Source organism: Variovorax sp. GW460-12-1-14-LB1 (genome assembly GCF_059423605.1).
Map to the genome: position 1 here is coordinate 1 of NZ_JBWKYF010000090.1, position 20,952 is coordinate 20,952.

The window sequence follows — 20,952 nt, forward strand, 5'->3', positions numbered from 1 at the left end:
GAGCCGGCTGGCTCGCAAAGAGGGTGGGTCAATATTCGATGGAAATCGCGGGTCAGGATTCCATGGAAATCAACAGGGTTGGGGGTGCCTCTTGGCATGGAAGCTCCGAAAGTTCGCGCCGCCTGTCGACCTCAATTGATTTGCGCGTTGCGCATCTCCAAGTGCTCGAAGTAGCTGCCAGTGAAGTCCACATGTTCCCCGCGCAGGCCATCGGCCTGAACCGTGGTGCCCGTGCATCCCAGCACCGCGACATCGGACCAGTGCCCCCCATCGAAATTCAAGCCGTTCCACTGGCAGTTGTTGAACTGACAGGCGCTGAGCCGACTTTGCTGGAACCGCGACTGGGAGAAAGTGCAGTTGGAGAACGTGCACCCGGAGATGGAAATGCCCTCGAAGTCGCACGCGGTGAAGGTGCAGCCTGAGAACTGGCATCCAGTCCAGCCGGCCTGCTTGAACGTGCACGCAGCAAAGCTGGTGCCGGTGAAGACAGTGGTGGCGAACTGGGCGAGGTTCAGGTCCAGGCCGGCGTAGGCATAGCTGTCGGCCATGCCGGCAAGACCTGCGGGGGCACCACCGGCGCCTTTGCGCCAGAGATTGTGGTTTTGGATGATCAGTTGGGAGGGCATGATTTTTGGCTCATGGATGGCAGCACGGAAATTAGAAATTCAAATCACAGCCTCATCAAGATGAGATTTGAAATTTCTTCGATTTCCCTGCTGGAAAATGAATCGATCGGATCGATCTTTGCACCATAGACAAGGTCAACCTTTATATTGATGCGCCTTCCCAAGATTCGGCAACGCAGCACGTCCGCCTCCGCAATAGAAATCGCCTCCTCAAGAAGAAGGCCATCATCCTTCAACTGCTCAACTACCCTTTTAGCCTCCTCGATCGTAAGCGCATGAAATCTCGTCATCAAAGGCGTCCTGGCTTGCATGGAAATTCGCTACGAACGTGAAATTTCAGCCAATATCTTGATAAATACTCCAGCTCGAGATATCAAAATTCGAATCATCTTCGAAGCTCTCTGAGATTATCTCGATTGAATTTCCAGAAGGATCCAAAATCCTTGCAAAATAAAATCCAGGAGTACGCGCAAGCATGTCAAACTCGACCCCTTTTTCCTTCAAATCCCGACAAACGCTGGGAAAATTTTTCTCAATAGAAAACTCGTAGAGCGAATTTTTGTCTTTTCCCTTGCCCCCTTCAGCCAAATTTGAGCACTTGAAGCAAATCGCCAAATTCAAATGACTCGGCACTCGAAAAACATTCAACTCCGAATCTCGTTCATATCTCAGAATTCCTTCGTAGAAGGCCTCCATTTGTTCGAGCATTCCTTTTTTTCGGAGCATCGGAACATGAATAGTGAATCGCTTCATCATCTTTCACATCTTCCCTTGCTCTGAAGCCACAGCTTGCTTTCGAGGCGTCCCTGGAAATTTCTCGCCATGAGCAGTTTAAATTTCTTTCCCACAACTGATGCCAATACACCAGTGCGCTTGGGATTTCAATAAAAATCGGAATTCGAGAACAAGATATTGTTTCCAGCAGGATCCTTCAAATAAATCCACTCCCCGTATGGCTGAGAAACATGTTTGATAACAAGATCATTGAAGCTCTTGAAAATCAAATTCTGCCAATCAAAAAAATCCTCGTCCCAAGAAGAAATCAAGCCGAACGCCACCACAGGAAGATCCGTGCTATCGACCTCTTTGTAGGCAAGCAGCAAAGGGTTATTGTCGCGAAAATTAAGTACCAGAGACGGTGCGGCACTGTGAGTCATTCTTGCGATTCGGATTCCAGACCCGTCAACGTCGTCATCTACAAGGGTAAATCCAAATTTTTTATAGAACTCCACACTGCCCGGGATATCGCCTGCATGAAGGTGGACAAGTATTTTCATCATTTAAAACCTTTCAGCACCCCTTCTACATAAGAAGAAGAAACCTTCATCTTATTAGCATAAGACTCTGACATTTCTCGCTCCAGCTGATAATAACGAGAAATCGGTTTTCCATCGGCCACAGCCTGCGGGTCTCTGCCAATGTCAACTATCTTGCATCCATTGCGTTTTGCCATTTCAATGAATTTTCTGTTCTCCTCGAGCGACAAGGCCCATTGAGCTTCGTTCTTAGGCCCTCCTGCGAATGTCGCCTCTTTCGCCCATGAAAATCCCGGGTAATTATTGATCGTGTAGATCGAATACCCTTGACTTGCCGCCAATGGTTGACTGAGGCGTGCATACGCGTTCACTCTTCTTTGATTTTCCCCAATTACTATCGCGCACTTCTTCAATCCGAGCGGATCAATCCATTGCGTGGAATTGGGAGCAAGCTGATAGGGATTCATGCCCCCCATCAGGCGAATTGGGTCTTTACTTGCAAATCGCCCACTTTGTGGATCGTAGTAGCGGTGCCGGTTGTAATGCAGTCCGGTCTCTTCGTCCGCGTACTGCCCTTGGAATCGGATCGGATTCGTGATCCCCGCGACCCCGGCCGCCTTGCTGATCGCCTGCTTCGCCTCGCCCCAAGCCTTGTAGTTCGCGCTCCAGCAGACCTGGCCTTCCGAGTCGGTCAATTCCTGTGGCGTGCCCAGGTGGTCGCACTGGTAGAAAGCGATCTCTTCAGGCTTGAACGGCTCGGCTCTGGCTTGCTGCAGTCCCTGCCCGTTCCATAGCGGGTCCTGCTCGATGTCGTAGGCCCCGCCGTTGGCCTGCATCAGCGCCTTCACGTCGGTGGTGGGGCTCAGCTGAAGGAAGCGCTGTCTGCGCACCTGCACCAGCGGCACGAAGCTGTCCTTCTCGTGGACGTAGTGCACGGTGTGCGCCTGCTCTCGGGCCCTGGGGTCCAGCGGCGTTGCGCTTTCGTAGGCGAGGTTGTCGCCGTCCCAACCGAAGAGGGTCTCTCTCGATCCGCTTGTCTTGGCAATGCGCCGGCCCATCGGGTCGTAGCGGAAGGTCGTGGTGCCCTCCTCGCTCTTTGCGCTGACCATGCGGTTGAAGCCGTCCCAGCTGAAGAGGGTCTTCTGCCCGTTCTTCGTCCGCTCGGTGAGGTTGCCGTGCGCATCGTATTTGTAGCTCGTGCCGGCGTACTCTTTGAGCAGGTTGTCCAACAGCTTGCCGGGGGCCACGCCCTGTTCGCGCGCGAGTGCTGCCGTGCCGGGCTCCTTCAGTACCGGGTCGGCGATGTTCCCAGCAGGGTCGAATGCGAACACTTCCTTGCCCAATTGGCTCTGGGCTTCGAGCAATCTCCCGACCGGGTCGTAGCGGTAGTCCAGGCGCCCGCGCCGGCTGTCGCCGATGCCGGTGAGCTGGCCGGCTTTGTCGTAGCGGTAGCTGCGGCGGATGCCGGCGACGCCGGTGCCTGTGGTGCCGGGAGCCGGTTTCGTGTGGGTGATCTGCTGCTCGAGCAACCGCCCGGCAGGGTCGTAGGTTTGCGTCTGGGCCAGGCCGTTGTGCTGCTGACGGCCGACTTCACGGTGGAGGTCGTCGCGCTCCAGGCTCAGGATGTCCTGGCCGTCGAGCAGCAGGCCGTGCACGTGGCCACTGCCGTAGGTGAGCCACTCCTGGGTATGGCCGTCGGGGCGGGTGCTGCCAACTCTCTGGTTGAGTTCGTTGTAGCGGTGCTGCCAGATGGCGGTGTGCCCCCTGGCGAGATCGGCGTGGTGCTCACGGGTGAGGTTGCCGGCCGGGTCGTAGAACCACTGGAGCTTGGCATCCTGGTTTCGGGCTTCGACGAGGCGGCCGTTGCCGTCGTAGGCGAAGGTTTCGGCTTGGGCTGCGGCCTCGCGTTCGACAAGTCGACCCAAGGGGTCGAAGGCGAGTCGGGTGACCTGCCCTGCTTCTGCCACTTCGGTGAGCACGCCGCTGGTTGCTTCGTAGCGGTACTGGGTCACCTTGCCGTCGAAGCCGGTTTCTTCGAGCAGGCGACCGACAGGGTCGTACTTGAAGCTGTAGTGGCTGCGGTTTTCGTTGTCGAGCTGAGTGAGGCGCCCCAGTTTGTCCCATTGGTAGCTCAGCGTGTGGCCTGCAGCGTCAGTGCGCCCAGCGATGAGTCCCGCATCGGCGTAGCGGTAATGGGTGCTGCGCGCCAAGGCGTCGGTGTGCATCAGCAGGCGGCCCTCGGCGTCGTGGGCCAGGCGCTCGCTGGTCTGATCGGGGTGGGTCACTTCTTCGAGCTGGCCGGGGTGATTGGCACCCGCCTGGGCCGCCGCCAGCGTTTGCTCGTCGAGCGTGGTGTAGCGGTACCTGGTGACCTGGCCGGCGGCGTCGGTGCTTTGGGCGAGGCGGCCTTGAGGGTCGTAAGCCCAGGTGGTCGTCTTGCCCGAGCAGTCGGTGTAGCAGGCCAGTTCGCCCGTCGGGGTGTAGACGAGTTTCTTGACACCGCCCTTGGCATCGGTGATCTGCACCGGCCGCCCGGCCTTGTCGTAGGCGTATTGGGTCTTGTGGCCGAGCGGGTCGGTTTCCTCGGTGAGGTGACCCTGCGGGTTGTAGTCGCGCCGCCAGGCGCCGCCTTCGGCATCGCGCACGCCGGTCAGGCGGCTGAGCTTGTCGTACTCGAAGTGGATCTGGCTGCCATCGGCCTGCGTGTGGGTTTGCAGGTTGCCGGCGTCGTCGTAGACATAGTCGTCGGTCGTGCCGTCCGCGTGCACATGGCGGGTGATGTTCTTGGCGTCGTCGCGGAAGAACCATTCCTCGTTCTCGTCCGGGTGGATGACGCGGTAGGTGTAGCCAAGGATGTCGTAGTAGATCCACGTTTCCTGGCCCAGCGCATCGGTCACATAGGTCAGGCGGATGTTCTCGTCCCACTCCAGGCGGGTGTCGAAGCTGCCGTCGTCCGCCCATTCACGAATCGCCTTGGCCTGGGCTCCGGTGCCGTCGTAGGCCAGGTTCATGCCGCGGCCGGTGCGGTCGGTGTAGCGGGTGACGAGGTGGTGGCTGTACTGGTAGGCCCAGGCGGCGCCGTTCTCGTCCTGCGCCGCGACCAGGTCGCCCGCTCCGTCGTGCGTGTACGCGGCGAGTTGACGAACGACCTGCCCGTCTTTCAGCTCCCAGACGGATTCGATGCGCCCCGAGATCGCATGCGGCCGGATGCCGACGTGTGCAAGCGTGACATCACCCTGCTTGCTGACGACATCGCTCAGCACCTGCTCGCCGGAAGGCAATGCATGGTCGTAGCGCAGGCCGATCGCGGCGCCGTCCTTGGCATGTTGAGCCACCAGGCGGAAGTGCTGCGTGCCTTGGGTGGCGGCCTTGCTGCCGACCGTGTCGACGAGTTCGTAGCTCTCGCGCCAGTCGGCCGGCTCGCCGGCGGGCAACGGCTTGCCGAAGTCGAGCACCAGCAACGTGTCGCTCAAACGCGTGGCACTGAACTCCTCGATGGCGTTGCGATGGCTTTGGCCGACGGCCAGCCAGGGGATGTCGTGGCTGCGACCGTCGGCGGCACGGTAGACCAGTGCGCGTCGCCCTCTGGACTCGACGACGTCGATGCGGGTCGTGTACGGGATCAGCCAGCGCGCGCCGAAGCTGCCCTGGTCAAAGGCCTCGAGGTCGCTGCTGTAGGTGCGGTGCCATTCGATGGGCAGCGTGGCCGGCAACACGAAATCCGTGTGGGTGAAGCTCTCGCTGCCTGTGGCGAAACTGATGGACTTGCGGGTCTTGGCCTTGGCTGCCCCCTGCTTGCAGCAGTTGCCACTTCCCGTGGCACCAGCCTGGGTGTTCACGGCGCCGAGTTCGTGACCGGGCTTGGTGGCCTGCGCCTGGGCGCCCTTGGTGGGCGGCACGACAGCGGCACGCTTGGCCTTGAATTTCTTGACGGCGGCAAACAGGCGCTTGAGCAGCCACATGATCGAGCGCTCGGTCTCGGCGCTCGCCAGCGCCATCAACTTGGCTCGCAGCGCCCCCTTGAAGTCGGTCAGGCTGCCGATGACGATGTTGACCACCGCCTTGGCCTTGTCGGGCAGGCGTGCGGCCGCCACCTTGACGGCGTAGTTGGCCGCCTGTTTGGCATAGCGGTCCGCGGCGGCGAGCATGCGGTTCCACATGCTCTCCTTCTTCGGGTTGTAGGTGTTCCTCTCCGGCTTGGGGCCCGCGATCTTGAACAGGTCTTCGCCGCCGGTGCAGCGGCGCAACACGCTGATGAGGTCATCGACGACGCCATCGGCCTTGTCCGCGCAATTGTTCAGGATGCCCGAGAGCTTGCTCATTGCACCGTCGACAAACTTCTCGATCTCGCCGGCGATCTTGTCGTTGAGGTGCATCACCAGCACGGAGATCAACGCGTCGCCGATGTTGGAGGCGCTGTGCTTGAGCTGCTGTTTGACGAGATGCAGTGCCGGGCGCAGGCTCATGCGGGCAGCCGCCATGCTCGGCGGTGCGGGAATGATGCCGATCAGGTTGATGCCCAGGTTGACCCACGCAAGGAAGTCAACAGCCTCTTTCTTGATGAATCGTCCGCTGATCAGGACGATGTCCATGATCACGTCGATCAACGCCATGATGTTGCCGATGACAGGCAAGCTGCCGGCCACGGTGCTCAGGCGTTCCAGCGTGACGTAGTCGTTGCTGATGTCGCGCAACCACTTGTCGAAGCGCGCCGCGCCGGCACCGATGTCCTGCGGCGCGATGGCGTTGAGCGGCGCGACTGCGGTCTGCTTCTCGCGCGGCTTGGTTTCCTGCGGTCCCTGCGTTGCCATTTTTTGTGCTTCCTCGATCTGATTTGTTCTCTTCAGGCCCGCGCAACCGGCGGGCCTGTGTCGCCGTCAACCTGCGAAGCCGGGCGTTCTGCCGGTCATGGCTGTCGCAGGGTTCGCGCCGCTCAAGGACGGCAGGCTGGGCAATGCGCCAGGCAGCTTGGGAACGAGCGACGCCACCGCACCACTCACGCTGCTCTGCGCCGCGGCAGCCGCACCCGCCAGCCCGCCATTCATGCCACCGGCCACCACGCTGCCGGCCACGCCTGCTGCAGGCGCGCCCATCGGGCCGAGCGCACCGCCAACGGCCTTGCCAATGGCCTGGGTCGCTGCGCCAGAGGCCAACTGCCCCACCTGTCCCAGCAATGCCTGCGCGCCGCCTTGCTGCACAGCCTGGACGGCCGCAACGGCTTGTTGCGCCGTTCCGGCCACCTGGCCGATCTGTCCCAACGCGCCCTTGGCCCCGCCCAGAACGCCCTTGGCCGACAGCAGGTTCGCTGCAGGCATGGCACCCGCTTCGCCCGCAGGGCCGCTCGTCGGCGCTTTCTCGTCCAGCGGCTTGGGTGGCCATTCGTGCGGTGGCCCAAAGTAACTGCCCTCGTCCCAGGGATCGCGCGGGTCCGGACCAAAAGTGATCTTGGCGCCACCGATCGGCAAGCCCGACACCGTCGCGAACCCTTTGGCATCGAGGTTGCCGCTGTGGGTGCCGCCTTCCGAATCCACCACGGTGTACTCGCCCTGCTTCACGGCCTGTCGCGGCGTGCCATCGCTCTTGATGTAGTGGTTGTGCAGATCCAGTTGCCCTTTCGGCAGCTGTGTCGGCTCCGGCAGCTTGGGCGACCCTTTGCTGTTGGGGCCGACCAGGCTGTGCACGGCCGCATGCTCGCGCCAGATGCCATTGGTGCCGCTCTCGATGCCGCTCGCGTTCCAGCGTGTGTAGCTGGTGCCGCCATTGACCAGGACCTCTTCCTTGGCGGTGATGGTGATGCGATTGGCCTCCATCTTGATGTCGAGCTTGGCGATGATATTGATGCAACTCTTGAGGGCAGTGATGTCGATGTCCGCCGCTGCCGCCACCAGGCGAATGCCTTTTTCGAAGGCTGCGATGCGCACCGCGTCCTTGGCACTGACCAGCAAGCTCTTGCCCGCCGCAATGCTGGTGTGCGCCCCGCTGGTGATCGCATGGTGCTCGGTGCTCACCAGATGAATCGAACCACCCGTGGTGGCCTCGATCCCCGAAGGGCTGGCCAGCACCACATGCGGCTCGTTGAGTTCGGGGAACTCGCCCTCGGCCTTGTTGCCGCTGCCCGAGCCCTTGATCGCATCGTTCTGCGCCTTCAGGCTTTGGGTCACTTCGTCCTGGTCGCCGGCCTCGTGTGCCTTGGCCTGTTGCGCCGCTTCGCTCAAGCCCTCGTGCAGCTCCCGTCCCTGGGTCAGGCGCTGCACCGTCTCGCCCATGTCGGTGATGTGAGCCTGCGCGTTGGCGCGCGCCTCGGTGCTGATCAGGAGTCCGTCCTGGGCCCGGATCGCACCGTGACCGTCCGTGCGCAGCTCGAAGCCCTGGCCCCGGGCATCCTTGCGTCCGGCGTTGTCTTCGATGCGCGTGATGTGCCCCAGGCTCAGAGAGCTGCTGTCATGGTCGCTCTTGAGTTGCGCCTGGATCTTTCCTTCGGTGTCGTCCAGCAGCAGGTGGTTGCTCTTGCCACCGGCCTCGTTGCCGCTGGCGCCTGCGAGTTCACGGCTTCTGAGACCCGTGAGGGCCTTTTGCTCGGGCAGCTTCCACGGCGGCATGCGCTGCGCGTTGTAGACCACCCCCATGACGATCGGGTGGTCGGGGTTGCCGTCCAGGCATTGCACGATGACTTCCGAGCCGACGCGGGGCGTGGAGACGGCGCCCGTCTCGCCACCCGCCCAGGGGCTCATCACACGCACCCAGGCGGAGCTGCGTTCGTCGCCCTGGCCTTCGCGGTCCCAGTGAAATTGCACCCGGATACGGCCGTACTCGTCGGTGTGGATGCTGCCCTCGGCAGACGGTCCCACCACGGTCGCTGTCTGCGGCGCCATCACGCGCTGCTCCACGCTGTGAAAGCCGCGACCGGGGCGCCAGGGAACGAAGCGGCGGCTGCAGCTGAAGCGGTTGCTGTACTGGGCGAGCTCGCCTGCGCCTTGCAGGTAGTTGTTGCTCGCGCTGTGCTCGATCTCCAGGATCAGGAATTCGCTCTCGGGGCCTGTGCCCTGCGTGCGCCCGAAGTGATCGGTGAGGCGAAAGTAGCGCCCGGGCAGTACTTGCCGGTTGTTGCCGCGCGCATCGAAGTGCTTCGCAACGGCTTCGATCTCTTCGACGCGCCGCTTGGCAAGCGCATCGCCTTCGCGGCTGGTCTTGAAGTGCCTGTGGCCACCGTATTCGTGCACTTCCAGCTGAGGGACGTCGCCTTGCTGGTTGCCGCTGGGGGTATCGGCGTGCTGGGCTCGCGGGTTCTTGAAGTCGAAGGCGCTGACGGCCGTGTGCCCGGACACGAGGGTGCGTGCAGCACTCCACTGGTGGATGGCATCTTCTTCCTGTGCGCCACCTTCGCGCTGGAAGCGGATGTCGGGCGTCGGCCCGTCCACGGCTTCGGCCAGTGTGGTGTCGTCGGCGAGAACGAGGGTGTGGCCTTGGGCCGTGTGTTCGTACCAGTAGCTGTAGCCGGCGGCTTCCCAGCGCCGGTGCAGGTAGTTGTGGTCGCTCTCGCCTTGGGCACCTCCGCCTTGAGCGGCCATGGTGATGGGGAGGTCTTCGCTGCGGACTTGCCACTTCCATTGAGGCAAGGTGTCGTAGTCGTTGAAGATGGCCTGGGTCTGCTCTTGCAGGTTCTGGCGGTGGAACAAGCGGTTGTTCGAGCGCAGGCGCAGGTATCTCAACCACGGGCCAAGCCGGGCTTCGTAGAAGGCAAGGTTGCCGTCGGTCTTGACGAGACGGAAGGCGAAGACGATGCCGGTGAAGTGGCGCAGGCTGCCGTCCGCACGCACGAGATCGATGCACAGCATCTTGCCTTGCAGGTCTTTGAGCGCCAGGTCGGCATTGCTCGAGAGCAATTCGGCCGTGTATTCGAAGTCGCGCGACACGCCTTCGCGGGCGTCTAGCCGGTTGATGACCAGCCGCGCACCCGCAGGTTCGCCGCCCTGGGGAAACGACAGGCGCAACAGCCGGTCGTGCTGACGGTCGAGAAATGCCCCCCCGCTCTGGATACCTTCGGCCATTTGGCTCTACTCCCTCACAAGAAAACTGGTTGAAGACCACCGCCATCGGGTGGCGGCCTGCCGGTATCTGCCATGCTCGTCACAACGCCTCAGGTCGTACAGCTCGCGACGAGGGCCCTTCGATTCTTCGCAGGCCTCGTGCTTGCGATGCGCCCCGCCACCTTCTGGCATTCGGCAAGGCTTTGCTTGCCTGACGCAGCATCGTCTTGACCCGTTCTTTTCACAGCATGCAGGTAATCACTTGCCGCCTCCTGCCATTTCTCTTCGGGCCAGCCAGCGATGGCACTGAACACCGCTCTCTCACCCCTTGCCCAGATCGGATCCCCTCTTGTTCTTGGCGCGACCGCAGCGGCGAGATCTGTGGCGCGCATTCCTCCCACGCACCACTTGAACCGTCCTTTCGCCCGCTCCAGGATGGCCTGGGCAACATCCATGCGACGCTGGCTCAGGGCATAGACAAAAAGATGTTGCAGCGCCTCCTCTCCAACCCGAAAGGGAGGGGCCCGATGCTTGGCGAGCACGTCAAGCATTTCCGTCTGCAGGGGCTTCTGAACCTCCTCCTCGGCGCCGACGGCTCGCAAGTGCTCGACTCGGCGCAGGTCGATCGGCGGCATCAGCCATGGCGTGAGATCGTCCCGTTGCGCGAGCCGCACCACGCAGTGGGGCTGCTCCAGGTCAGGTGAATCGCCCCGCCAGGATGGGCGCTCGCTCGCAGACGCCTGCGCTTCGATCTGTGCCAGGTAGTGGTCCATCACGCGCCATGCATTGGCTTTGAACGCTTCGCCGAGCAAGCCTGTGTAAGCCACGTCGCCAGGACTTTCCTCCACTCGGCACTCGCCTGAACGGAACCGGCCCTGGAAGTGTGACGGTATGGTCCTGTACAAGGACAAGCAAGTTTTCCCGGCATCAGACAGTGCACCGAGGTCGTCAGCATCGATTGCCTTTCGGATCTTCGACGTCTGCAACTCAAAGGCAGCCTCCCACGGTGCGATTTCCACTGCATCTTGCATGAGTCTTTTTGCAGCGAACTGCTCTGATGCCCGCTTGTTGCCAATCCCCCAGGCCTGAAACAAGGCTATGGCCGCAACGAATGCGACAGCCGCCCACCTGGCCTTGACGTTGAGAGCCGCAACGACGCCGAGGCAGATGCCATACGCGATGGCAGCCATGCCGGCCCACAGCAGCCCATCGTAGGTGTCGGGAATTTGCACACCGCGCACCCCGCCGATGGCACCGAGCCCGTAGTAGAGGCGGTACCCGATCCAGAGCCCGCAGAGCACTGGGCCGACAACAATCAGCGCGACTGCGATCAGTGCGAGCGTGCCCCGCCGACACACCCCAGATCGGACACCGTTCTTCTTGCATTCGTTCTCACCGCGCTGATCGGACATTCGCAGCCTTCTCGCGCCTCAACGTGGCAGCTTGATGTTGGAGCCTTCCAGCTTCAAGCTGCGGCCTAACCTCTTTAGGTCGGTCATCCCGCTTTGCTTGAACTCCTTGATCTGAGCTCCGCTCATATTCACGGACTTTGTGAAACTCACATCGTCCAGTTCCAACACCTCCGCGCGAGTGTTCGTGAAATCAGCTTCCCCAATCTCCACCTTCCTGAGTACAAGATTTTTAGTATTGAGATGCTGAGATTGCAGTTGGGGAATCTTGCTATCGCGAATCAAAATAGATTGACTGACGTTCGAGGTGCGGGTCGGATCCTTAAGAGAAAATCCGCCTGCGATCGTGACCCCGTCGGTGCCGTTACCTCCTCGTATCGAGCCTACGCCGAAGATCGTTCCCTCAATCGCGATGGTCCTGATCCCACCTGCAAAGGCCTCGAACACATCCATACCGTTGCCTGTGATCTTGCTGTCTCGCACAGTAAGACTTTTGGCTTTCTTGACGTAGCCAAGGATCACGCCGGCAGTCACTCGCTCCATCAGGATGTCGCCGTTGACCGTCGCGCTTGTCATGTTGAAAGTGCCTTCGATGAGAGTGTCGCGGATGGTGAGGGATTGGAAGTCTGCGGGCACCATGCTGAAGTCGCCACGCAGCTTGCAGCCTTCGATCAACACGTCGGCGAAGACTCCGCCCGACTCCTTGCTTCGGGGGGTGCACTTCATATCTTCAAACTCGCATTGCCGAAGCGTGAGCTTTGCGTGTCCTTCAATGACAAAGTACTTTGCTGTGCAGCCAATGAATTCCGCTTCGCCATCGCTGCCGACGCCTCCCCAATGATTCCGATCGGGATTGGTGCCAACGAACCGACAAGACTCAAAAACAAGGGCCGTACTCTTTTCGCCGGCATACCCTATGGAACCGTCCGTCCATGCGCATCGCAAGAAGTGAACGCGGTTGGTTTTGCCGTACCCAAAGATGCCAGAGAACCGACAGTCTTCATACCGCACGTCCGTGGAGTTTCCAATCTTGATCTGATACGCACCGACGAAGTCGCAGTTCTTGAACAGGATGTGATTCCAGTCAACGTACTGAAAACTCTCACCGCTGATCTCCGCGCCCTCAATGGTGAGTAAGGCGTCTCCGATTTCCTTTTTTCGAAGCTCTGGGTCCTTGAGGTACTGAAAGATTTTTCCAAACTCGCGGATGTTCTTTTTGGACGTAGCCATGTTGCAAGCGGTCAAGAGTGGGCTTGAGGAAATGAACAGCGCAGGAAGCGCAGTCAGAGCGGATCGACGATTCATTGAGTAGGAGATCACTTGGGTCTGATTGCATCGAGCGGCGGTGGATATCCCATGGCGGGGAAGTGGTCGGCCAGGAAATACCAATCCGGCACCTCCCCCTTCTCTCCTCCGACACGGCCAAGACCGGCCATCGTTCTCCCTGCGTTCGTGCTCACCACAGCGATCGGAAAAACCCATGGATCGGTGCATTGCATGTGCAGGGCCCAGTCTTCGTCTGCTTTCATCGGTTCAGGCTTTCGCAGCCCCACCTCACAAAAGGTCGCCTGGATGCGCCGGAATGCCGAATCGGCCTGCTTGCCCACGACACCTGTTGCAAAGGCTCTTGAGAGTGCCGCCATTCCTTCGTTGCTGACCGTCGCGTTGCCGGGAGAGCCAAGCGTGTCCAGCTTTGTGTCAACGCGATGCCATTTGCGAACGTCGTTCTTCTCGGAATCCTTTCCGCCCTCAAACACCCACAGCGTCAAGCTCACGATGCAGTTGAGCTTTTTCATCTGTCGACTCAGTCGAAGCGGGATCTGCGTGTTGCCCATCGCGAACTGAGGAATGTCGCCAAACTCGAGCGGCTTGTCGATGTTTCCCTTCGCCGGCAGGCCGCTCATTACATGCAGGTAGTCCAGCGCCACGCACAGCCTTGGCTTCTCGTTGTATGCCTTGCCGTCTTCGATGCGGCAGCGGTAGGTGCTGACCTGGCTGATATTGCCCGTGGCCGGCTCCAACAAGGTGCCCGCAGGTGGCCGCCCTGTCCATGCGCTGAGCTCACCATCCAGGTTCTGATAGCCAATCGGACCACCGCAACTGCTGACGATCAGGGCCGTCTGCGTATCGGCGGGCACGGTCTGCACCTTGTGAATCCCCGGGTCCGTGGCCGATACGACCTGGATGTAGGGCTTGGTATCCGGCCCGTCGCTTTGCCACTCGACCTGATAGACGCCGCTGCGATGGCTATGGCCCGACAAATGCCAGTCGACCTGTGCACCGCCCTTGGGTCTGCGCCGGCCCGCGCGCACGTAGTGTTCAAAGTAGTGGGCAAGCCCTCGCTCGCAGGTCCCCACATTGACGTGGTTGAAACCCGCGGGCTCATCCGGCAGGCCGGTAGCGCTGTTGTGCGGCCACAAGCGCGCCTTGACCAACTTCTTCTTCACATTACTGTACGGCTGTGGCTCATCAAAGCTCACGATGGTGAAGTGGCTGGCTACCGTAAGGCTTGTTTTGCTGCCGGCAGCCTTGTACTTTTGAGCCTGGGAGAGCAACTCGAATTGCGCTGTGCTCCACGACTCTGTGGCGCGCGGCAAGATGCCCGCGCCTTGCCTGTCAACACCACCGAAGTCCTCCATATGTGGCAATTTGGCGGGATCGACCAGTTCGCCCAGATTCTTGAAGTTTTCGTCGGTGCCCCAACCCATCGGCGCAATGACCTGGAGGGTTCCTGCCGCACTGTCATCGTCGCTCTGGGCGCCATAGGCGACCACCACATCGGCCAACGGCGTGAACAGCGCGTAGAACCAATCGAACTGACCACTGTGGAAATTGAATCCCGTCAGAGCCTGCCCGTAGGTTGGACCATATGCCAGGCAGGCTTCGTAGATGGTCATGTTGTGGTCACGACTCATCCCTTCATTGGCTTTGCCGCGGGTCCAGTCGCTGGCCGCTTCGATCTGCTTGCGGTGCTCTGCAAGTTCGCTGCCGTCCAGGGTGCCGCGTGCCGTCTTGAGCGCCTTCGAGAGACCTTCGTTGAGGCCACCCAGCCTGTCCTCGGCAGCGCGGGCGACCTGCTCGACACCTTCTACGCCCCGACCTGCCGCCTCGCTTGGAGAAACGCCGGTGGCTGACTTGAACCAGCCGGATACCTTGTCGACGACGGTCCCCGCTCGATCGCGCAAGGCACCGCCACTGCCAGTGACCGCGGCCCTGGCAATCTCGCTGCGTTTCGCGGGGTCGGCCGCGGTTTCCAGCACGCCGAGCTTGAATGCCCAGTTGGCCATGTCTCCGGCCTCCACCCGCGCACTGATGCCGTAGGGCACCTGGTACGCCTCATGGTTGCCGCTGGTCATGAAGATGGGCAGGCTGTACTTGCGGTACATCTCACGGACCAGGCTGAACACGAGCATGTCGTCCAGCCCGCGCGGGTATAGCCTCTTGCCGTTGGCCGGGTCATCGATGTTCGCCAGCAGGTTGAAGCTCTTCCATTGCTCGCCGATGGCCTTGTTGCCCGTCGCTTTTCCTGCAGCGACCTGCGCCGGGTTGAGGTTGCGGTTGAAATCGATCAGGTCGCCGGTGAGCAGCACCGCATCGGCCTTCTCGATCTTGTCGCCACCCAAAGCCATCTTCTCGAACAACGCGCGCAGCGCATCGAAGCTGTTGCACACCTTGGTGCCGACTGGCGTGTTCCATTTCACATCGGCCACATCGCCTTCGAGCACCTGGGCCATGCTCTTGCCCATCGCGGTATGGCGAACATTCACGTGCACGTCGGAGAGGTGGCCCAGCTTCAGAGGGCGTGCAGGCATGTACTTCACGGGGTGCCAGCTTTGCAGGCGTTCGCCCGAGCCATTTTTTTGCGGAGGCAACTGGTTGGCCGTGGTGCGGGCGCCCTTGGACAGGTCGAACTCGTGGAGGTTCGCGAAGTGGAAAGGGTCCTTGGTGGACTGCTCCCGCAGGAACTTGGCAATCATCAGGTCCTGCGGCTCGGCGTGCGTGGCGTTGGGCAGGAGCTGCTTGCCGGCGTCGTTGAGCTTGACCATCCAGGCAAAGCTCATGAAGCCGCCCGAATTGATGCCCTGGAACGGCGCGGCCTTCAGATCGATCTCTATCTCGTAGACGTCGCCGCCTTGCAGGTCCTTGTAGACCTGGGCCGCCATCGGTGCGATGGTGGCAAAAGGCCGCCGATGGCGATCCTTGATCAGCACCCCCGCTCCAAAGCGACCGACGCGCCAGGCGTTGATGTGCTGCGGGGCCGTTGCACAGGTGTTGCCATCGCCAAACAGCGTGCCGGTGGTCGTGTCGGTCTGGGTGCCCTTTTCCTTGATGGAGTAGAGCCTCAGATGACGGTCGACGAAGACATGCAGGTTAGGCGCAGGTGCGGGGATGGCGGCGCCTGCACCCGAGGCCGCCTTCAAGCTCGACTCGCCGACGATGAAGATGCTGCACTTGGTCTGCCCTTCCTTGAGCAGCAAGGGTGTTCCCAGGCTCGGATAGAGGATGAGCGCCGATTTGTCGACCGGGTCACTGCAATCACAAACGCCCGGGATGCGGTTCTTGGCGGATTGCGCGTTGGCAGCGCTGCTGCCGAGGTTGGGAACGGTGGCCATGATTCAGCGAACTTCGGTGCGCGGGATGTGAAAGGGGTGTGCGGATACGGCAGCGAGACGTCGTTGGCGCAGGGGTTCGAGCAGTGCGTGCGAATGCAGGGCAAGCACCTGCGGCGCCTCTTCGACCAGGTCTTGCCACACCGCGTTGTCGATGTCCGCAATGGCGGCACCGAGGCCCCGCTCGCCGGTTGCCGCCGCGACAAGGATGGGTTGCAGTGCCTGTGCATCGGCAATGTCGGGGTGCAGGCGCAACCCCATGGCCAGCAACATGTATTGATCGGCCCAGTCGTCCAATCCAAGACGCCGCGCATCGTCACGCAACTGGTGCGCCAGGCGGTGTTGCAACGCCGGCGCCATGTGATCGAGTTCACCGGGCTCGATGTCGTTTTCACGCACGGAAGCGAGCATGGCTTCTGCCGTGTTGAGTTGGTCGAGTGCCAGCAGCAGTGGCTGGTCAAGCGGCAGCGGCTCGGCGCGCGGGGCTGCCCTGTTGAAACTGGGCCCCTGCATCAAGCGCGGTGAGAAATCGGCACGCCAGGCGGCCCACCAACAAAATGCCTGCATGAATTGCTGGCGATCCGCTGCAGGCCAGCAGCCGGGCATGTCCAGCCCGATGCGTGGGTCAAACCAACGCAGCACGGCACCGCAGGATTCGTCGCCTTCGATCATCGGGTCCGGCGGAATCAGGCCTTCCAACCAGCTTCTCATGTGGTTCGCCAGATCGCCCAACGCCAGGGGTGAGGCCACCATGCTCAACGCATGATGAACGCCCGCATGCAGGGCCAGCGTCTCCAGCAGAGTGCCCGAAGGCTGTACCGGAAACCGTATCAGCCATGGCCCCTGATCGGCCAGTTCGGATTCGGGCGTGCCTTCAAACAAGCGCTCCACCTCCAGCCCATGCGTTTGGACACCGAGGGCAATGGCCCCGCGATCGGCCATCTCGCACTGGCCGAGTTCGACCAACGCATAGCGCGGCATGCTCGCACTGCAGGCCAGCAGCACACCCATGTCATGCACCAGTGTCTGCGCAACTTCCTTGTTGAACACCGCGGGCTCGTGCGGCTGCAGACCGCCGTCGACCGGCGTCGCTTGTTGGGCTGGGTACGCTGACACGGTCACTGCCGGGGTGCCACTGCGGCAGCGCGCGCTGCAGCCTTTGCCATGCACTCTTTGCACACGGCTTGAGGTAAACGTATCTCCGGCACCGGCAGGTTCTTAGGGCCCGTCGTGATGTGGGAAGCCGCGTGCTCGCGCCAGATGCCCTTGGTGCCGTTCTCGATGCCTGCTCCGTTCCAATGGGTGTAGCTGGCACCGCCGTTGATGATCACTTCTTCCTTGGCCGTGATCGTGATCTTGTTGGCTTCGGCCTTGACGTCCAGTTTGGCCAGGATGTTGATGTTGTCCTTCAGGGCCTGGATGTCGATGTCGGAATTGGCGGCGATGAGCCGCATGCCTTTCTCGAAGGCTGCGATGCGCACCGCGTCCTTGGCACTGACCAGCAAGCTCTTGCCCGCCGCAATGCTGGTGTGCGCCCCGCTGGTGATCGCATGGTGCTCCGTGCTCACCAGGTGCATCGAGCCACCCGTGGTGGCCTCGATCCCCGAAGGGCTGGCCAGCACCACATGCGGCTCGTTGAGCTCGGGGAACTCGCCCTCGGCCTTGTTGCCGCTGCCCGAGCCCTTGATCGCATCGTTCTGCGCCTTCAGGCTTCGGGTCACCTCGTCCTGGTCGCCGGCCTCGTGCGCCTTGGCCTGCTGCGCCGCTTCGCTCAAGCCCTCGTGCAGCTCCCGTCCCTGGGTCAGGCGCTGCACCGTCTCGCCCATGTCGGTGATGTGAGCCTGCGCGTTGGCGCGCGCCTCGGTGCTGATCAGGAGTCCGTCCTGGGCCCGGATCGCACCGTGGCCGTCCGTGCGCAGCTCGAAGCCCTGGCCCCGGGCATCCTTGCGTCCGGCGTTGTCTTCGATGCGCGTGATGTGCCCCAGGCTCAGGGAGCTGCTGTCGTGGTCGCTCTTGAGCTGTGCCTGGATCTTGCCTTCGGTGTCGTCCAGCAGCAGGTGGTTGCTCTTGCCGCCGGCCTCGTTACCGCTGGTGCCTGCAAGTTCACGGCTTCTGAGTCCGGTCAGGGCCTTTTGCTCGGGCAGCTTCCACGGCGGCATGCGCTGCGCGTTGTAGACCACCCCCATGACGATCGGGTGGTCGGGGTTGCCGTCCAGGCATTGCACGATGACTTCCGAGCCGACGCGGGGCGTGGAGACGGCACCGGTCTCGCCACCCGCCCAGGGGCTCATCACACGCACCCAGGCGGAGCTGCGTTCGTCGCTCTGGCCTTCGCGGTCCCAGTGAAATTGCACCCGGATGCGGCCGTACTCGTCGGTGTGGATGCTGCCCTCGGCAGACGGCCCCACCACGGTCGCCGTCTGTGGCGCCATCACGCGCTGCTCCACGCTGTGAAAGCCGCGACCGGGGCGCCAGGGAACGAAGCGGCGGCTGCAGACGAAACTGTTCCTGTACTCGGCTCGCGACCCCTTGGGTTTACCTTCCGCGGTGGCGGGCTCCTGCAAGTAGTTGTTGCTCGCGCGATGCTCCACCGAAAGGACGAGGAATTCGCTTTCAGAGCTTTCGCCTTGCGTGCGTCCGAAGTGGTCGGTCAGCCGGAACCAGCGCCCGGGCAGGACGAAGCGGTTGTTGCCCTGCGCCTCGAAGCGCTTGGCTTTCGCCTCGATCTCGCCGATGCGCCGACGTGCCACACCTTCGCCTTCGAGCGACGTCTTGAAGTGACGCGCGCCACCGTACTCATGCACCTCCAGGTGAGGCACATCCCCCTGCTGGTTGTTACTGGGCATAGAGGCATGCTGCGGACGCGCGTTCTTGAAGTCGAAGGCGCTGACGGCCGCTTGCGCCGAGACCAGCTCGCGCACCGCACTCCACTGGCCGATGCCATCTTCTTCTTGCGCACCACCTTCGTTCTGGAACCGGATCTCCGGCACCGAACCGTCCACGGCCTTGGCAAGCGTGCTGTCGTCGCACACGTGCAGCGTGTGACCCTCGGCCGAATGCTCGTACCAGTAGCTGTAGCCCGCCGCCTCCCAGCGCCGATGCAGGTAGTTGTGGTCAGTCTCCCCACCGGCCCCGCCGCCCTGAACGGCCATCGTGTGAGGTGCGTCGTCGCCGCGAACGAGCCACTCCCATCGGGGTAGCACGCCGTAGTCGCCGAAGATGGCCTCGGTCTGCGCGCGCAGCGTCTGGCGATGGAAGAGGCGATTGTTCGCGCGCAGCCGCAGGTACTTCGACCACGGGCCGAGCCTGGCTTCATAGAAGGCCAGGTTGCCGTCCGTGCGCACGAGCCGGAACTCGAAGACGATGCCGGTGAAATAGCGAAGCGTTCCGTCGGGGCGCACCAGCTCGACGCAAAGCATCTTGCCCTGCAGGTCCTTGAGCGCCAGGTCGGCATTGCTGCTCAAGAGACCGACCGTGAAATCGAAGTCGCGCGACAGGCCTTCCGAAGCAGAGAGTGTGTTGACCACGAGGTCGCCACCTGCGGGCTCCCCGCCCTGGGGGAACGACAGTCGCAGCAGCCGGTCGTGCTGCCGGTCGACGACAAGCTCCGCGAGATGAGGGCTCGACGGGTCGCTCATCGGACGCGACCGTGCAAGAACAATCTCGCCACGATGTGGTTCACGCGGACTCCCCCTTTGATTCTTTTTTCAAGAAAGGCGCGCAATCACGCGCCTTTCTCAATTGCATCCAAATACATCAGGCACGCTCCCTACCTGATCATGTGAAGGTTAATTTTCTTTCTATTTGATCTCTATTTTCTCACGCGTGCCAGAGGAGTTTTCGCAGGAAAACTGCGAGTAAGCCATTCGTTTTCCAATCGAGTGATGGACTGGCCCGATTTAAATGACGCCTTGTTAAGTCGTTAGATCAAACCGGTGGAAATTCACAGGAATCAAAATGCAATTGAGCCAAAAGTTCAAACTTTTAATTCGTCGAACTTGTAAAAGGAGGCGTGTTGGTGGCGGCAGTTGCACATGACCTCGTCGCGCACGAGAAGGTGTTGCGCAAGGGGGTGCGCTCCACACTTCCGGCGCACTCTTGCCATGCGAACGGCTGTCAGTGGCGCGCCGGCAAGCACGCTGGGAAGGCCACCGAATACCCAGAACAGGTGAGTGTGCTTGTTTACATTTGTCGTAAGAATGAATACTTTCAATTCCCAGTAGCCGAAGAGCCGCAGAGCTTGGTCAGGGTGGGATCTGGACAGCATGGTCACTCTGACAAATGTCGTCGACTCATTCGGTTTCCGCCTGCCCCTGCCACCTTCAGGACATGGACCGCCAGCCGCGCAGAGGGTGGATGCGCCTGCTGCCCTGGCTGCGCCTGTACCGCTGCTCGAGCTGCAGCAAGATGCGGCTCCTGTCCAAGCAGAAGGTGGACAGCGCCCGCCTCCTGCACGCGGCCCAGGTGCGCGCACGCGGGGGCTGAGGGCGTCGCCCCCGATTTCCCTGCTATCATTTTTTTGTTCGCGCGCCCTGCGCGAACCGGGCCGAGGACGACCTCGGTCTTGCACCTCCACCTTGCAAGGGACGGCCCTTTCCTGACTTCTCGCGAAGTTTCGACATGGCCGCACTGCTCCCTTCCTGGCGCCTCGCCGCGCAACGCTTCTTCTCCCGTTTCCGCCTTCCTCGCGCTCGCGCCACCGTGCCGGATGCCTTCCCGTTGACGCTCGGCGCCGTGCGCCTGCACGTGCGCACGGGCGCGACCCGGCTGTCCTACCGCGCCGAATGCCCGCGCGCACGCGCCGCATCGGGGGCCGCGCGATGAACGGTCTTGATCTGCACTGGCCCGCGCTGACCATGGCGGGGGCCCTGGCCTACGCCGCCTGGCATGCGCGCCGCGAAGGCTGCGAACCGCGCGACGTGAAAGCCCTGTGGGCCGCCAGCGGGCTGAGCCTCGCTGGCAGCGGCCTCTTGGCCCTGGCTTCCCTCTTGATGTCGGAGTGACAACGCCCATGACAACAACAC

General features: G+C 61.7%; 14 protein-coding genes. 3 read left to right on the forward strand and 11 right to left on the reverse strand.

Translation table 11 applies throughout. The features are described 5' to 3' along the window. Positions 1 to 131 precede the first annotated feature (131 nt). The 11 genes from AC07Y4_RS29165 to AC07Y4_RS29215 form a co-directional block, all read right to left on the reverse strand. A complete protein-coding gene (locus tag AC07Y4_RS29165; protein ID WP_495275472.1) occupies positions 132 to 626 on the reverse strand; it encodes a pentapeptide repeat-containing protein in 495 nt (164 codons plus the stop codon). A gap of 44 nt (positions 627 to 670) precedes the next feature. Further along, positions 671 to 916: a hypothetical protein gene (locus tag AC07Y4_RS29170; RefSeq protein WP_495275473.1), complete on the reverse strand. Its 246-nt coding sequence runs from the start codon at positions 914 to 916 to the stop codon at positions 671 to 673. 46 nt (positions 917 to 962) lie between these two features. Further along, on the reverse strand, positions 963 to 1,382 hold the full coding sequence (locus AC07Y4_RS29175; protein ID WP_495275474.1) for a VOC family protein: 420 nt from the start codon (positions 1,380 to 1,382) through the stop codon (positions 963 to 965). Positions 1,383 to 1,507: 125 nt separating this feature from the next. Next, a complete protein-coding gene (locus AC07Y4_RS29180; RefSeq protein ID WP_495275475.1) occupies positions 1,508 to 1,903 on the reverse strand; it encodes a VOC family protein in 396 nt (131 codons plus the stop codon). Further along, positions 1,903 to 6,693, reverse strand: a complete 4,791-nt coding sequence (locus AC07Y4_RS29185; RefSeq protein ID WP_495275476.1) for an RHS repeat-associated core domain-containing protein — start codon at positions 6,691 to 6,693, stop codon at positions 1,903 to 1,905. Before AC07Y4_RS29185 ends, AC07Y4_RS29180 begins: the two co-directional genes overlap by 1 nt. Positions 6,694 to 6,759: 66 nt before the next feature. Further along, positions 6,760 to 9,930 (reverse strand): type VI secretion system Vgr family protein, encoded by a 3,171-nt coding sequence (locus AC07Y4_RS29190; protein ID WP_495275477.1) that lies wholly within the window; start codon positions 9,928 to 9,930, stop codon positions 6,760 to 6,762. 89 nt (positions 9,931 to 10,019) lie between these two features. Continuing rightward, the gene (locus AC07Y4_RS29195) at positions 10,020 to 11,321 is read right to left on the reverse strand and encodes a hypothetical protein (RefSeq protein WP_495275478.1); all 1,302 of its coding nucleotides are present in this window, start codon (positions 11,319 to 11,321) and stop codon (positions 10,020 to 10,022) included. Positions 11,322 to 11,339: 18 nt separating this feature from the next. Beyond that, positions 11,340 to 12,548: a hypothetical protein gene (locus tag AC07Y4_RS29200; protein ID WP_447745271.1), complete on the reverse strand. Its 1,209-nt coding sequence runs from the start codon at positions 12,546 to 12,548 to the stop codon at positions 11,340 to 11,342. A gap of 86 nt (positions 12,549 to 12,634) precedes the next feature. Beyond that, on the reverse strand, positions 12,635 to 15,931 hold the full coding sequence (locus tag AC07Y4_RS29205) for a metallophosphoesterase (protein WP_495275479.1): 3,297 nt from the start codon (positions 15,929 to 15,931) through the stop codon (positions 12,635 to 12,637). A 3-nt stretch (positions 15,932 to 15,934) separates the two neighbouring features. Beyond that, complete coding sequence (locus AC07Y4_RS29210; protein ID WP_495275480.1) at positions 15,935 to 16,978, reverse strand: DUF4123 domain-containing protein; 1,044 nt, start codon at positions 16,976 to 16,978, stop codon at positions 15,935 to 15,937. A gap of 68 nt (positions 16,979 to 17,046) precedes the next feature. Beyond that, a complete protein-coding gene (locus tag AC07Y4_RS29215; RefSeq protein ID WP_495275481.1) occupies positions 17,047 to 19,566 on the reverse strand; it encodes a type VI secretion system Vgr family protein in 2,520 nt (839 codons plus the stop codon). Between the two features lie 691 nt (positions 19,567 to 20,257). Here AC07Y4_RS29215 and AC07Y4_RS29220 point away from each other — a divergent pair. The 3 genes from AC07Y4_RS29220 to AC07Y4_RS29230 all read left to right on the forward strand — a co-directional run bounded on the left by AC07Y4_RS29220 (position 20,258) and on the right by AC07Y4_RS29230 (position 20,931). Beyond that, on the forward strand, positions 20,258 to 20,413 hold the full coding sequence (locus tag AC07Y4_RS29220) for a hypothetical protein (RefSeq protein WP_157627350.1): 156 nt from the start codon (positions 20,258 to 20,260) through the stop codon (positions 20,411 to 20,413). A gap of 135 nt (positions 20,414 to 20,548) precedes the next feature. Further along, entirely contained in the window at positions 20,549 to 20,752 is a 204-nt protein-coding gene (locus AC07Y4_RS29225) for a hypothetical protein (RefSeq protein ID WP_495275482.1), read from the forward strand. Beyond that, on the forward strand, positions 20,749 to 20,931 hold the full coding sequence (locus AC07Y4_RS29230; protein WP_143599009.1) for a hypothetical protein: 183 nt from the start codon (positions 20,749 to 20,751) through the stop codon (positions 20,929 to 20,931). Before AC07Y4_RS29225 ends, AC07Y4_RS29230 begins: the two co-directional genes overlap by 4 nt. The last annotated feature ends 21 nt before the right edge of the window (positions 20,932 to 20,952 follow it).